This is a genomic window from Enterobacter cloacae complex sp. P47BA, from assembly GCF_014930485.1.
Lineage (GTDB): Bacteria > Pseudomonadota > Gammaproteobacteria > Enterobacterales > Enterobacteriaceae > Enterobacter > Enterobacter bugandensis.
The window spans coordinates 46,518-60,017 of sequence record NZ_JADBRF010000006.1; the positions used below are offsets into that span (position 1 = coordinate 46,518).

Sequence of the window (13,500 nt, forward strand, 5' to 3'; positions counted from 1 at the left end):
GCTTAAACCGCCGCGATAATCTTGATCTCAACCTTGTATTCCGGTTTCATCAGCGTGGCCTGTACGGTGCAGCGTACAGGCGCGTGACCCGCCACCACCCACGCATCCCAGGCTTTGTTCATCGCCGCGAAATCGTCTTTATTTGCCAGGAAAATGGTCGCATCCAGAATGCGGGATTTATCGCTGCCCTGTTTTTCCAGCACGGCATCAATCTGCGCCAGGGTATTCGCCGTCTGTTCGAACGCATCCGCGTCCAGATTTGACGGTACACCGGTGTAATACAGCGTCTGGTTATGGATCACCACATCAGACCAGCGGGCTTCGGCATCAATGCGCACAATTGTCATAAACGTTTCCTCGTTATTTTTCGTCGTCAGGCGGCAAGACTGCCATATTGTTCTGCCGTCGTCACTATTTGGGGTGGCACAGGAGAAGATGGGCTGACATAATCCCTGTGCAAAAATACAGTGAGAGAGCAACGTGGCAGACGATTTTTCCCCTGAAGGTCAATTAGCGCAGGCGATCCCCGGCTTCAAGCCCCGTGAGCCTCAGCGACAGATGGCGCACGCCGTTGCCCGCGCCATTGATAAGGCCCAGCCGCTGGTGGTTGAAGCCGGAACCGGCACGGGTAAGACCTATGCTTACCTTGCGCCGGCGCTGCGGGCGAAAAAGAAGGTGATAATTTCCACCGGATCGAAAGCGCTGCAGGATCAGCTCTACAGCCGCGATTTGCCTACCGTAGCAAAAGCGCTGAAATACAAAGGACGCCTGGCACTGCTGAAAGGGCGATCGAACTACCTTTGCCTGGAGCGACTTGAACAGCAGGCGCTGGCCGGCGGCGATCTGCCGGTACAAACCCTGAGCGACGTCATTATCCTGCGCGCCTGGGCGAACCAGACTGAAGAGGGCGATATCAGCACCTGCGCGAGCGTGCCGGAAGACTCCCCGGCCTGGCCGCTGGTGACCAGCACCAACGACAACTGCCTCGGCAGCGACTGCCCGCTGTATAAAGACTGTTTTGTGGTGAAAGCGCGCAAAACAGCGATGGACGCAGACGTGGTGGTGGTGAACCACCACCTGTTCCTCGCGGACATGGTGGTTAAGGACAGCGGTTTCGGCGAGCTTATCCCGGAGGCGGACGTGATGATCTTCGATGAAGCCCATCAGTTGCCGGATATCGCCAGCCAGTATTTCGGCCAGTCGCTCTCCAGCCGCCAGCTACAGGATCTGGCGAAAGATTTTACCATTGCCTACCGGACCGAACTCAAAGATACCCAGCAGCTGCAGAAGTGTGCCGACCGTCTGGCGCAAAGCGCGCAGGATTTCCGCTTACAGCTTGGCGAGCCGGGCTATCGCGGCAACCTGCGCGAACTGCTGGCGGACAAAAATATCCAGCGCGCGCTGCTGCTGCTCGATGATGCACTTGAGCTCTGCTACGACGTGGCGAAGCTGTCCCTCGGACGCTCCGCGCTGCTTGACGCCGCCTTCGAGCGCGCCACGCTCTATCGCGGGCGGCTCAAACGGCTAAAAGAGATCAACCAGCCGGGGTACAGCTACTGGTATGAATGCACCTCGCGCCACTTTACCCTGGCGCTCACGCCGCTGACGGTGGCCGATAAATTCAAAGAGGTGATGGCGCAGAAGCCGGGAAGCTGGATCTTCACTTCCGCAACCCTGTCTGTAAATGACGATCTGCACCACTTCACCGAGCGCCTCGGTATTGAGCAGGCGGAATCACTGCTGCTGCCCAGCCCGTTTGATTACGAAAAGCAGGCGCTACTCTGCGTGCCACGCAATCTCCCGCTGCCGAACCAGCCGGGGGCGGCGCGGCATCTCGCGGCGATGCTCAAGCCGATGATTGAGGCCAACAACGGGCGCTGCTTTATGCTCTGCACCTCACACGCCATGATGCGCGATCTCGCCGAGCAGTTTCGCGCCACCATGACCCTCCCGGTGCTGCTGCAGGGGGAAACCAGCAAAGGCCAGCTGCTCCAGCAGTTCGTCAGCGCCGGTAATGCCCTGCTGGTGGCAACCAGCAGCTTCTGGGAAGGGGTGGACGTGCGCGGCGACACGCTCTCGCTGGTGATCATCGATAAGCTGCCGTTCACGTCGCCGGACGATCCGCTGCTCAAGGCGCGGATGGAAGACTGCCGCCTGCGCGGCGGCGATCCGTTCGACGACGTTCAACTACCGGACGCGGTCATCACGCTTAAGCAGGGGGTAGGGCGACTGATCCGTGACGTCACCGACCGCGGCGTGCTGGTGATCTGCGATAACCGCCTGGTGATGCGTCCTTACGGCGCAACGTTCCTCGCCAGCCTGCCGCCCGCCCCGCGTACGCGGGACATTAAACGCGCGGTGCGTTTCCTGGCAAACCCAACGGCGGAGTAATTCGCTCCGGAGTGTGCTAAGATGCGCGCCATTTTGTGACTGACCCTTGCGAGAGCGCGACGACTGATGCGAATTCTGGCTATTGATACCGCGACAGAGGCTTGCTCTGTTGCTCTGTTGAACGACGGAGCTGTTTCTGCTCATTTCGAAGAGTGCCCACGGGAACACACCCAGCGTATTCTGCCCCTGGTAAAAGCCATTTTAACCCAGGGCAACACCACCTTAACCGACCTCGACGCGCTGGCCTTTGGCCGCGGTCCCGGCAGCTTTACGGGCGTGCGCATTGGGATTGGCATCGCGCAGGGGCTGGCGCTGGGCGCTGACCTGCCGATGATCGGCGTCTCTACGCTTGCGACGATGGCCGAGGGAGCCTGGCGCATGACGGGCGCGACCCGCGTGCTCGCCGCTATTGACGCTCGCATGGGTGAAGTTTACTGGGCGGAATATACCCGCGATGAAAACGGCGTCTGGCACGGCGAAGAGACGGAAGCAGTGCTTAAGCCTGAAGCCGTTACTGAGCGCCTGAAGCAGCTGTCCGGCGAGTGGGCGACGGTCGGCACGGGCTGGCCGGCGTGGCCAGAGATGGCGAGCGGCACCGGCGTGACGCTGGTGGACGGCAACATGCTCCTGCCTGCGGCAGAAGATATGCTCCCGATTGCCCGTCAACTGCTTGCAGCAGGAAAAACCGTTGCCGTTGAGCATGCGGAGCCGGTTTATTTGCGAAACACCGTCGCGTGGAAGAAACTTCCGGGCCGCGAATGAATCTCAGTAACAGGAACTGAGAAAAAGGAGTCGCATCATGGCGGTTCAGACTAAAGTAGTACGCCTTTTTATGGCAGGCGCGGTTGCCATAGCACTGAGCGGTTGCGTAACCGTACCTGATGCGATCAAGGGCAGCAGCCCGACGCCACAGCAGGATCTGGTTCGGGTAATGAATGCGCCCGAGCTTTACGTCGGCCAGGAAGCCCGCTTCGGTGGGAAAGTGATCGACGTGCAGAACCAGCAGGGGAAAACCCGTCTGGAAATTGCCACGGTACCGCTCGACAGCGGCGCGCGTCCCGTACTCGGTGACGCCTCTCGCGGACGTATCTATGCCGACGTTAGTGGTTTCCTCGACCCGGTCGATTTTCGCGGACAGCTGGTAACCGTTGTCGGGCCGATTACCGGTTCGGTGCAGGGCAAAATCGGCAACACGCCGTATAAATTTATGACCATGCAGGTGAACGGCTATAAGCGCTGGCGTATCGCCCAGCAGGTGGTGATGCCGCCTCAGCCAATCGACCCGTGGATGTGGGGTCCACATCCTTATCGTTACGGTTATCCGGGATGGGGCTGGTATAACCCGGGCCCTGCACAGGTGCAAACGATCGTAACTGAGTAACTTACTGTTATTGTTAAGAAAGAGACAGCGGCTCAGCCGCTGTCTCTGTTTTTTTACGGATAAAACGAAAAAAAAGAGTGACGCGCTTCGCAACCTGCAATCTGAACAATTAATAAACTGGTACGCTGAGTTAATATAATGTTAACAAACTGTTTATTATCGGGGCTGTGATGACGACGAACACTCATTTCAGAGGTGATGCATTGCAAAAGGTTTGGCTTAACCGTTATCCCGCAGATGTGCCTGCGGAGATCAATCCTGACCGTTATCAATCCCTGGTGGAATTATTTGAGCACTCGGTAAGACGTTACGCAGACCAGCCCGCGTTTGTAAATATGGGCGAGGTGATGACGTTCCGTAAGCTTGAGGAGCGTAGCCGGGCGTTTGCGGCTTATCTGCAGGAAGGACTTGGGCTGCAAAAAGGGGATCGCGTCGCGCTGATGATGCCGAACCTGCTGCAATACCCGGTGGCGCTGTTCGGCATCCTGCGTGCCGGGATGATTGTCGTCAACGTTAACCCGCTTTACACGCCGCGCGAGCTGGAACATCAGCTGAATGACAGCGGGGCGGTGGCGATTGTCATTGTTTCTAACTTTGCCCATACCCTGGAAAAAGTGGTCGACAAAACCCAGGTGAAGCACGTCATCCTGACGCGCATGGGCGATCAGCTTTCCACCGCCAAAGGGACGCTGGTGAACTTTGTCGTTAAATACGTCAAACGTCTGGTACCAAAATACCATCTGCCGGATGCTATCTCCTTCCGGCGGGCGCTGCATGCGGGCTATCGCATGCAGTACGTCAAGCCTGAAGTCGTCTCCGAAGACCTGGCCTTCCTGCAATACACGGGCGGCACCACCGGCGTGGCCAAAGGGGCGATGCTGACCCACCGCAACATGCTGGCGAACCTTGAGCAGGTCAATGCCACCTACGGGCCGCTGCTGCATCCGGGTAAAGAGCTGGTAATCACCGCGCTGCCGCTGTATCACATCTTCGCGCTGACCATGAACTGCCTGCTGTTTATCGAGCTGGGCGGGCAAAACGTATTGATCACCAACCCGCGCGATATCCCGGGTCTGGTGAAAGAGCTGGCAAAATACCCGTTTACCGCCATGACCGGGGTGAACACCCTGTTTAACGCGCTGCTCAACAACAAAGAGTTCCAGCAGCTTGATTTCTCCACGCTGCATCTCTCCGCGGGCGGCGGCATGCCGGTTCAGCAGGCGGTGGCCGAGCGCTGGGTGAAGCTAACCGGGCAATATCTGCTGGAAGGCTATGGCCTGACGGAATGTGCCCCGCTGGTGAGCGTCAACCCGCACGATATCGACTACCACAGCGGCAGCATCGGCCTGCCGGTCCCGTCGACGGAAGCAAAGCTGGTGGATGATGAGGATAACGAAGTGCCTCACGGCGAGCCGGGCGAGCTGTGCGTCAGAGGGCCGCAGGTGATGCTGGGTTACTGGCAGCGTCCTGATGCGACCGACGAAATCATTAAAGACGGCTGGCTTCACACCGGCGATATTGCGGTGATGGATGACGAAGGCTTCCTGCGCATCGTCGATCGCAAAAAAGATATGATCCTGGTCTCCGGCTTCAACGTCTATCCGAACGAAATCGAAGACGTGGTGATGCAGCACAGCGGCGTGCTGGAAGTGGCGGCGGTGGGCGTTCCTTCCGGCAGCAGCGGTGAAGCGGTGAAGATATTTGTGGTCAAGAAAGATCCTTCTCTTACCGAGGAAGCGCTGATAACGTTTTGTCGCCGTCAGCTGACGGGCTATAAGGTGCCGAAGCTGGTGGAATTCCGCGATGACCTGCCGAAATCCAACGTCGGGAAGATATTACGACGAGAATTACGTGACGAAGCCCGTGCCAAAGTAGACAATAAGGCCTGAGCTTCACGTTAATCGCCCAGACGCCGGTTAAGCCGGCGTTTTTTATGGGCGCAAACAAAAGAGAATCCGATTTGAATTACCAGATGATCACGACCAACGACGAGCTGGCTTCGCTGTGCGAAGTGACGCGCGACTTTCCTGCCATCGCTCTGGATACCGAGTTTGTCCGTACTCGCACCTATTATCCACAGCTGGGTTTGATACAGATGTACGACGGTAAGCACGTCTCGCTGATCGACCCGCTCGGCATTACCGACTGGGCGCCGATGCGTGACCTGCTGCTGGATACTGCGGTAACGAAATATCTGCATGCGGGCAGTGAAGATCTGGAAGTTTTTCTTAACACCTTTGGCATCATGCCTCAGCCGCTGATTGATACGCAGATCCTCGCGGCGTTCAGCGGTCGTCCGCTGTCGTGGGGCTTTGCCGCGATGGTGGAGGAGTACACGGGCCTGACGCTGGATAAAAGTGAATCCCGTACCGACTGGCTGGCGCGTCCGCTTACCGAGCGTCAGCTGGAATATGCGGCGGCAGACGTGTTTTACCTGCTGCCGATTGCCGGACAGCTGATGAAAGAGGCGGAAGCCTCCGGCTGGCTCTCTGCCGCGCTGGATGAGTGCCGTATGACGCAGCAGCGTCGCCAGGAAGTGGTTGACCCGAAAGAGGCCTGGCGTGATATCACCAACGCCTGGCAGCTTCGCACGCGTCAGCTGGCCTGCCTGCAGCTGTTAGCGGACTGGCGTTTGCGTAAAGCGCGTGAGCGCGATTTGGCCGTGAATTTTGTGGTGCGTGAAGAGCATCTCTGGGCGGTCGCGCGCTATATGCCGGGCAGCCTGGGCGAGCTGGACAGCATTGGCCTTTCCGGCAGCGAGATCCGTTTCCATGGTAAAACCCTGCTGGCGCTGGTCGCCAAAGCGCAGGCGCTGCCGGAGGATGCACTGCCTGAGACGCTGCTGAATCTCATGGATATGCCGGGCTATCGTAAAGCATTTAAGGATATCAAAGCGCTGGTGCAGGATGTCGCAACGGAAAGCAAGCTGAGCGCTGAACTGCTGGCGTCACGCAGACAAATTAACCAGCTGCTGAACTGGCACTGGAAGCTGAAACCGCAGAATGGCGTGCCGGAACTGATGGCTGGCTGGCGCGGGGTATTGATGGCCGATCGCCTGAATACCTTGCTGGAAGGTTATCCGCGATAAAAATATGCCGGGCGATATACCCGGCATATTCTCCCCGGTGGCGCTGTGCTTACCGGGGCTACGACACCAGGAACCTACGGACGCGACTCTTCCGCTTCCGGAAGCGTTACGTTCAGCTCCAGAATCGAAATATCCCCGTCTTTTTGCTCCAGCTGTACGGTGACCATCTCCGGGTCAATCTGCACATACTTACAGATCACTTCCAGGATGTCCTTGCGCAGCTGCGGCAGGTAGTGAGGCTCGGCGTCGCTACGACGACGCTCCGCAACGATAATTTGCAGGCGTTCTTTTGCGATGTTGGCGGTGCTTTTTTTCCGCGAGAGAAAAAAGTCCAGTAATGCCATAACTTATCCTCCGAACAGGCGTTTGAGGAAACCTTTCTTCTCTTCTTCAATGAAGCGGAAAGGACGTTCTTCTCCCAGCAGACGGTCAACGGTATCGGCGTAAGCTTTACCTGCATCTGCCGTTGTATCAAGGATCACGGGCTCGCCCTGGTTAGAGGCGCGTAACACGGACTGGTCTTCCGGGATAACGCCAACCAGTTTAATGCGCAGGATCTCCAGCACGTCTTCCATGCTTAGCATGTCACCTTTGTTCACGCGACCCGGGTTATAGCGGGTCAGCAGCAGGTGCTCTTTGATCGGATCCTGGCCATTTTCCGCACGGCGGGATTTGGAGGCCAGAATACCGAGAATACGGTCGGAGTCACGCACGGAGGAGACTTCCGGGTTGGTGGTGATGATCGCTTCATCAGCAAAGTAGAGCGCCATCAGGGCACCGGTTTCAATGCCGGCAGGGGAGTCACAGACGATGAAGTCGAACTCCATTTTTTTCAGCTCGTCGAGCACCTTTTCCACGCCTTCACGGGTCAGGGCATCTTTATCACGCGTCTGAGAAGCCGGAAGAATGAAGAGGTTCTCGGTGCGCTTGTCTTTAATCAGCGCCTGGTTCAGCGTGGCATCACCCTGAATGACGTTCACGAAGTCATATACGACGCGACGCTCACATCCCATGATGAGGTCGAGGTTACGCAGACCGATATCGAAGTCGATAACGACGGTTTTCTTTCCCTTCTGGGCCAAACCAGTAGCGATGGCCGCGCTGGAGGTGGTCTTGCCAACGCCTCCTTTACCCGAAGTAACAACAATAATGCGTGCCATAGAAATTCCTTGTTAAAAAGGGATTAATTCAACGGTTGAACGGTCAACGCGTCGTCTGCCAGAAGCAGGCGAGCCGCTTTGCCATAAAATTCGGCTGGGATCTTGTCGCTCAGCCAATATTCACCTGCGATGGACACCAGTTCCGCCGTCAGGTGAGTACAAAATATTTGCGCGTCCCGATCGCCACTTGCGCCCGCGAGCGCACGTCCACGCATCATACCGTAAACGTGAATATTGCCATCTGCAATAAGCTCTGCGCCAGCACTGACGTGGCTTGTAACAATTAGATCACAGTTTGGCGCATAAATGCGCTGACCGGAACGAACCGGCACATCAATCATTCGCGTTTTTGTGAGAGCGGTAACGTTTTGCGCCGCAGGAGGGGGCGTTTGTACGGCAGCGGGTGCTGCACGTGGGGTTTTTTCTTTGCCTTCATTAAGAAGAGGCAGCCCCGCACGGTCGATTTCCGCTTTCAACTCGGGATCTTTGCAGCCGCTGATGCCGACAATACGCAGCCCGGTAGAGGAGACCGCCTGCTGGAGACGTGTCCAGTTAACCGGAGCCTCAAGACCGCTGACGTTGATGACGACGGGGGCGTGCTTCAGAAAGGCGGGAGCCTGGGCGATTTTGTCTTCTAACGCCTGACGAATAACCTCGGGTTTTGCATCATGCAAATGAACCACTGATAAGGTGAAGCTACTGCCTTTAAGCTCGATGGGCGTGTTTGACATCCTGGCCTTACTCAATTTGCTATTAACCGCAACCATTCGCTGCGATATTCCGAAGAGTATCAGGCATGTTATAGTCAGGAGTATATTGAGGCAAGCAACCACCGATTAATTCAGAGTAAAAACATGTTTTGTGTGATCTACAGAAGTACAAGCCGTGACCAGACCTATCTTTATGTCGAAAAGAAAGACGATTTTTCACGCGTGCCGGAAGAATTAATGAAGAACTTTGGCCGACCACAGCTGGCGATGCTGCTGCCGCTGGACGGCCGTAAGAAACTGGTGAATGCCGATCTGGAAAAAGTGAAAACGGCATTAGCCGAGCAGGGCTATTATTTACAGCTTCCACCGCCGCCTGAGAATTTATTAAAACAGCACCTCGAGGCGTCCGGGAAAAAATAGCCTCAGCTGTTTTCGGGCATAACACATCAACCGATTAGGGGTCGAGCATGTATCAACATCATAACTGGCAAGGTGCATTACTGGATTATCCCGTCAGCAAAGTGGTCTGCGTGGGCAGCAACTATGCGAAGCATATTCAGGAGATGGGCAGCGCAACCCCAGAAGAGCCGGTCCTGTTTATTAAGCCCGAGACGGCGCTATGCGACATCCGCCAGCCGCTGGCGCTGCCGCAGGGGCTGGGGTCGGTGCATCACGAAGTAGAGCTTGCCGTGCTGATCGGCGCCACGCTGCGCCAAGCTTCCGAAGAGCATGTCGAGAAAGCGATTGCCGGCTACGGCGTGGCGCTGGATCTGACCCTACGCGACGTGCAGGGCAAAATGAAGAAGGCAGGGCAGCCGTGGGAAAAAGCCAAAGGCTTTGATAACGCATGTCCGATTTCAGGGTTTGTTCCGGTGAATGAATTTACCAACGATCCGCAGGACACTCCGCTCAGCCTGAAGGTTAACGGCGAGATCCGCCAGCAGGGCACCACGGCAGATATGATCCACAAGATTGTGCCGCTGATCGCCTACATGAGCCGTTTCTTCACCCTGAAGCCGGGCGATGTGATCCTCACCGGCACGCCGGAAGGCGTGGGCCCGCTCGCCAGCGGCGATGAGCTTGAGGTCGGTTTTAACGGCCTGTCGCTAAAAACCCGCGTGCTGTAACCGCATCTTGCCGCCTGCAAAGGGCGGCAAAACTTGCAACCACGTGCCAGACTCGTTATAAGGTGCGCTTTCTTTTGACGTGTGGACATCCTGATGAACGACATTCCTTTCTGGCAAAGCAAAACTCTTGACCAAATGACCGACGCGGAGTGGGAATCGTTGTGCGACGGCTGCGGGCAGTGCTGCCTGCACAAGCTGATGGATGAAGACTCCGATGAGATCTATTTCACCAACGTCGCCTGCAGGCAACTGAACATTAAAACCTGCCAGTGCCGCAACTACGAACGCCGCTTCGAGTTCGAACCGGACTGCATCAAGCTCACCCGTGAAAATCTGCCGACTTTTGAGTGGCTGCCGCACACCTGCGCGTATCGCCTGCTGGCGGAAGGGAAAGAACTGCCGAACTGGCATCCGCTGCTGACGGGCTCAAAGGCGGCGATGCACGGCGAGCGTATCTCGGTACGCCACATTGCGGTGAAGGAGTCCGAGGTACGGGACTGGGAAGATCACATCATGAATCACCCTAATCGGTGATAATAAAAAACCCGCCGGGGCGGGTTTTTGCTTTTACCTTCCAAACAAATCGCGTTTCTTCGGTTTGAACGGCTGAGCGATCAGCACCAGCAGCGCCACGACGAAGTAGGCCACAAAAATCCCCACCAGCCACTGCGGCATCTCCAGCGTCAGGAATTCCCACTGACGTACGGAGCAGTCACCGGATGCGACAAACACCTGCGGAAGCCACTTATCCAGCGGCAGCCAGCTCGGGAAGCGGGCGGCGAAATCACAGGTCATAAACGGTGACGGATGCAACTGCATCATGGTGTGCTGCCAGGAAAGCTCAATCCCTTTCCAGGCGCTGTACAGCCAGATGGCAATACCCACATAGCGCAACGGCGTTTTTGGGGCAATTGCGCCCACCAGGCCTGCACCCATAATGCCGAACAGCGCGCAGCGCTCGTAGATGCACAGCACGCAGGGCTTGAGTCCCATCACGTGCTGGAACCACAGCGCAACCATTTCCAGCGCAAAGGCGGTCAGGGCCATCAACAACCACGCTCCGCGACCGCGGGAGCACTGGTTTAAAAATCTCAACATAATCATTTCCCTGGAACATGCTTAGAAAGCGCAGTGTAAACGAATTTTAATGCGCCGCAAGTATACCCGCTTGTAGCAGCCATTGCGTACAGGGAACGAGAGTAATTTTGATGCACAGCAAACCAACAACGGTGAGCACCAGCGTGTACGGCAGCGCCATCCAGACCATTCTTCCATAAGAAAGCCGTATGAGCGGCGCCAGCGCCGAGGTCAGCAGGAAGAGAAATGCCGCCTGGCCGTTCGGTGTTGCAACGGAGGGCAGGTTTGTTCCGGTGTTGATGGCCACCGCCAGCAGGTCGAACTGCCCGGTGCTGACGATCCCTTGCTCCATCGCCGCTTTGGCCTCATTGATATACACCGTCCCGACAAAGACGTTATCGGAAATAGAGGACAACAGACCGTTAAAGAGATAGAACAGCGTAAGCTGCGAGTCCGGCGAGGCCTGAAGCACAAACGCGATAATCGGTGCGAAAAGGTGTTGGTCAATAATCACCGCCACGACCGCAAAAAAGACCGCCAGCAGCGCGGTAAACGGCAGGGCTTCGGTAAAGGCTTTACCAATAGCATGTTCGTCCGTAACCCCGCTAAAGGTGGTGGCAAGAATAATGACGGAGAGGCCAATCAACCCGACTTCGGCAAGATGCAACGCCAGCGCGGCGATAAGCCAGATGCCGATGATCCCCTGCGCAATCAGACGCAGCGTCTCCTGGCGCGTACGCTGTTTGCGGCTCTGCTCGTCAAATTTATGCAGTTCATTGCGAACCGGTTCAGGCAGCTGTGCGCCGTAGCCGAACAGCCTGAATTTTTCGACCAGAATGCAGGTCGCTAACCCGCAGACCAACACAGGCACGCTGACGGGGGCCATGCGCAGGAAAAACTCGCCAAAATGCCATTCAGCCGCTTTCGCGATGATCAGGTTTTGCGGCTCGCCCACCATGGTCATCACGCCGCCCAGCGCCGTACCGACCCCTGCGTGCATCATCAGGCTGCGCAGAAACGCGCGGAACTGTTCCAGCACGTCGCGGTTATGCGCCTCGACGTGGCTATCGTCCTGTAAATCCTCACTTGGGCGAGAGGAGGCCACGCGGTGATAAATGCCGTAAAATCCGACGGCGACGCTGATCACCACCGCGACAACGGTGAGCGCATCCAGGAAGGCCGACAGAAAGGCGGCGGCAAGGCAAAACGCCAGCGAGAGGATCGTTTTTGACGTAATGCTCAGCAGCAGGCGGGTAAAGATAAACAGCAGCAGCTGTTTCATAAAGTAGATACCGGCCACCATAAAAATGAGCAGCAGGAGCACTTCCAGATTGGAGGCCAGCTCTGCTTTTACATGCTCTGCGGACGTCATGCCGATGACAACGGCTTCAAACGCCAGCAAACCGCCGGGCAGCAGGGGATAACACTTCAGCGCCATGGCCAGGGTGAAAATAAATTCCGCCACCAGCAGCCACCCGGCGATAAACGGATCCACGCTAAAAATGAGGGGATTAACGACCAGGAAAACCAGCAGTATCAGTTTGTACCAGTCAGGAGAATGACCTAAAAAATTGCGCCACAGCGCGCGCCCAAAAGAAATTTCCACAACAGACGTCCTTCCCGTTAAGTAATACAAAACATCAGTATACGCAAAAATCGCGGCCCGGAGGCGGATAAGACCGCATTGTAAATTTCACAAAAATGAAACGGCGATCCCTCTTTTCTCACTTTGCCGCGCTACCTGCCGTTGCACGCCTCTGGTATGATGAGTCCAATTTGCAAAAAGCTGTGTAATGGAAATCTCACTATGGTCATTAAGGCGCAGAGCCCGGCGGGTTTCGCGGAAGAGTACATCATTGAAAGCATCTGGAATAATCGTTTCCCTGCGGGGTCCATTCTTCCGGCTGAACGCGAACTCTCTGAACTGATTGGCGTCACTCGCACCACGCTGCGTGAAGTGCTTCAGCGACTGGCGCGTGATGGATGGTTGACGATCCAGCACGGCAAGCCAACAAAGGTAAACAACTTCTGGGAAACCTCGGGGCTAAACATTCTTGAAACGCTGGCGCGCCTCGACCATGAAAGCGTGCCGCAGCTGATTGATAATCTGCTCTCCGTGCGCACCAACATCGCGACTATTTTTATTCGTACCGCTTTCCGTCAGCATCCTGAAGATGCGCTTGCGGTGCTGGCCAGCGCGAATGAAGTTGAAGATCACGCCGACGCCTTTGCCACCCTCGATTACAACGTGTTTCGCGGTCTGGCGTTTGCCTCCGGCAACCCGGTTTACGGCCTGATCCTCAACGGTATGAAAGGGCTCTATACCCGCATTGGTCGTCACTACTTCGCTAACCCTGAAGCCCGCAGTCTGGCGCTGGGCTTCTACCATAAGCTGAGCAAGCTGTGCACCGAAGGCCTGCACGATCAGGTTTATGAAACCGTACGCCGCTACGGCCACGACTCCGGTGAAATCTGGCACCGTATGCAGAAAACGCTGCCGGGCGATTTAGCGATTCAGAGTCGCTAAAATAAAAAACCTCTCAATCGAGAGGTTTTTTTTCGCCCG

General features: G+C 56.4%; 15 protein-coding genes. 9 read left to right on the forward strand and 6 right to left on the reverse strand.

Going from position 1 to position 13,500, the window contains the following annotated elements:
* Nucleotides 1-2 precede the first annotated feature (2 nt).
* Complete coding sequence (locus IM299_RS08285; RefSeq protein ID WP_028013528.1) at nucleotides 3-347, reverse strand: RidA family protein; 345 nt, start codon at nucleotides 345-347, stop codon at nucleotides 3-5.
* Between the two features lie 133 nt (nucleotides 348-480).
* Here IM299_RS08285 and IM299_RS08290 point away from each other — a divergent pair, with 133 nt between their 5' ends.
* From IM299_RS08290 to rnd, 5 genes are all read left to right on the forward strand, one after another.
* The gene (locus IM299_RS08290; RefSeq protein ID WP_045630788.1) at nucleotides 481-2,391 is read left to right on the forward strand and encodes an ATP-dependent DNA helicase; all 1,911 of its coding nucleotides are present in this window, start codon (nucleotides 481-483) and stop codon (nucleotides 2,389-2,391) included.
* A gap of 66 nt (nucleotides 2,392-2,457) precedes the next feature.
* Nucleotides 2,458-3,153 (forward strand): tRNA (adenosine(37)-N6)-threonylcarbamoyltransferase complex dimerization subunit type 1 TsaB, encoded by a 696-nt coding sequence (tsaB, locus tag IM299_RS08295; protein ID WP_047367799.1) that lies wholly within the window; start codon nucleotides 2,458-2,460, stop codon nucleotides 3,151-3,153.
* 37 nt (nucleotides 3,154-3,190) lie between these two features.
* Nucleotides 3,191-3,772, forward strand: coding sequence for a Slp family lipoprotein (locus IM299_RS08300; protein ID WP_193357300.1), 582 nt, complete (start codon nucleotides 3,191-3,193; stop codon nucleotides 3,770-3,772).
* Nucleotides 3,773-3,975: 203 nt separating this feature from the next.
* Nucleotides 3,976-5,661 carry a long-chain-fatty-acid--CoA ligase FadD gene (gene fadD, locus IM299_RS08305; protein WP_193357301.1) on the forward strand — a complete coding sequence of 562 codons (1,686 nt, stop codon included), beginning with the start codon at nucleotides 3,976-3,978 and terminating at the stop codon, nucleotides 5,659-5,661.
* 71 nt (nucleotides 5,662-5,732) lie between these two features.
* Complete coding sequence (gene rnd / locus IM299_RS08310; protein ID WP_028013523.1) at nucleotides 5,733-6,860, forward strand: ribonuclease D; 1,128 nt, start codon at nucleotides 5,733-5,735, stop codon at nucleotides 6,858-6,860.
* A 74-nt stretch (nucleotides 6,861-6,934) separates the two neighbouring features.
* Here the strand turns inward: rnd and minE are convergent, their stop codons facing one another.
* The 3 genes from minE to minC are packed head-to-tail and all read right to left on the reverse strand — an operon-like array spanning nucleotide 6,935 to nucleotide 8,751.
* On the reverse strand, nucleotides 6,935-7,204 hold the full coding sequence (minE, locus tag IM299_RS08315) for a cell division topological specificity factor MinE (protein WP_010432714.1): 270 nt from the start codon (nucleotides 7,202-7,204) through the stop codon (nucleotides 6,935-6,937).
* A gap of 3 nt (nucleotides 7,205-7,207) precedes the next feature.
* Nucleotides 7,208-8,020, reverse strand: coding sequence for a septum site-determining protein MinD (gene minD / locus IM299_RS08320; protein WP_028013522.1), 813 nt, complete (start codon nucleotides 8,018-8,020; stop codon nucleotides 7,208-7,210).
* 23 nt (nucleotides 8,021-8,043) lie between these two features.
* Nucleotides 8,044-8,751 (reverse strand): septum site-determining protein MinC, encoded by a 708-nt coding sequence (gene minC, locus IM299_RS08325; protein WP_028013521.1) that lies wholly within the window; start codon nucleotides 8,749-8,751, stop codon nucleotides 8,044-8,046.
* Between the two features lie 123 nt (nucleotides 8,752-8,874).
* Between minC and IM299_RS08330 the strand changes: the two genes are divergently transcribed.
* The 3 genes from IM299_RS08330 to IM299_RS08340 all read left to right on the forward strand — a co-directional run bounded on the left by IM299_RS08330 (nucleotide 8,875) and on the right by IM299_RS08340 (nucleotide 10,391).
* A complete protein-coding gene (locus tag IM299_RS08330) occupies nucleotides 8,875-9,150 on the forward strand; it encodes a YcgL domain-containing protein (protein WP_041909499.1) in 276 nt (91 codons plus the stop codon).
* A gap of 47 nt (nucleotides 9,151-9,197) precedes the next feature.
* On the forward strand, nucleotides 9,198-9,857 hold the full coding sequence (locus IM299_RS08335; RefSeq protein ID WP_028013519.1) for a fumarylacetoacetate hydrolase family protein: 660 nt from the start codon (nucleotides 9,198-9,200) through the stop codon (nucleotides 9,855-9,857).
* Between the two features lie 93 nt (nucleotides 9,858-9,950).
* The gene (locus tag IM299_RS08340; RefSeq protein WP_041909501.1) at nucleotides 9,951-10,391 is read left to right on the forward strand and encodes a YcgN family cysteine cluster protein; all 441 of its coding nucleotides are present in this window, start codon (nucleotides 9,951-9,953) and stop codon (nucleotides 10,389-10,391) included.
* A 33-nt stretch (nucleotides 10,392-10,424) separates the two neighbouring features.
* On the opposite strand, the gene dsbB is transcribed toward IM299_RS08340, so the two are convergent.
* Together dsbB and nhaB are read right to left on the reverse strand one after the other, a co-directional pair.
* Nucleotides 10,425-10,955 carry a disulfide bond formation protein DsbB gene (dsbB, locus tag IM299_RS08345; RefSeq protein WP_028013517.1) on the reverse strand — a complete coding sequence of 177 codons (531 nt, stop codon included), beginning with the start codon at nucleotides 10,953-10,955 and terminating at the stop codon, nucleotides 10,425-10,427.
* Between the two features lie 46 nt (nucleotides 10,956-11,001).
* Nucleotides 11,002-12,540, reverse strand: a complete 1,539-nt coding sequence (gene nhaB, locus IM299_RS08350; RefSeq protein WP_193357302.1) for a sodium/proton antiporter NhaB — start codon at nucleotides 12,538-12,540, stop codon at nucleotides 11,002-11,004.
* A gap of 201 nt (nucleotides 12,541-12,741) precedes the next feature.
* On the opposite strand from nhaB, the gene fadR reads away from it, so the two are divergent.
* Complete coding sequence (gene fadR / locus IM299_RS08355) at nucleotides 12,742-13,461, forward strand: fatty acid metabolism transcriptional regulator FadR (protein ID WP_028013515.1); 720 nt, start codon at nucleotides 12,742-12,744, stop codon at nucleotides 13,459-13,461.
* Nucleotides 13,462-13,500 lie beyond the last annotated feature (39 nt).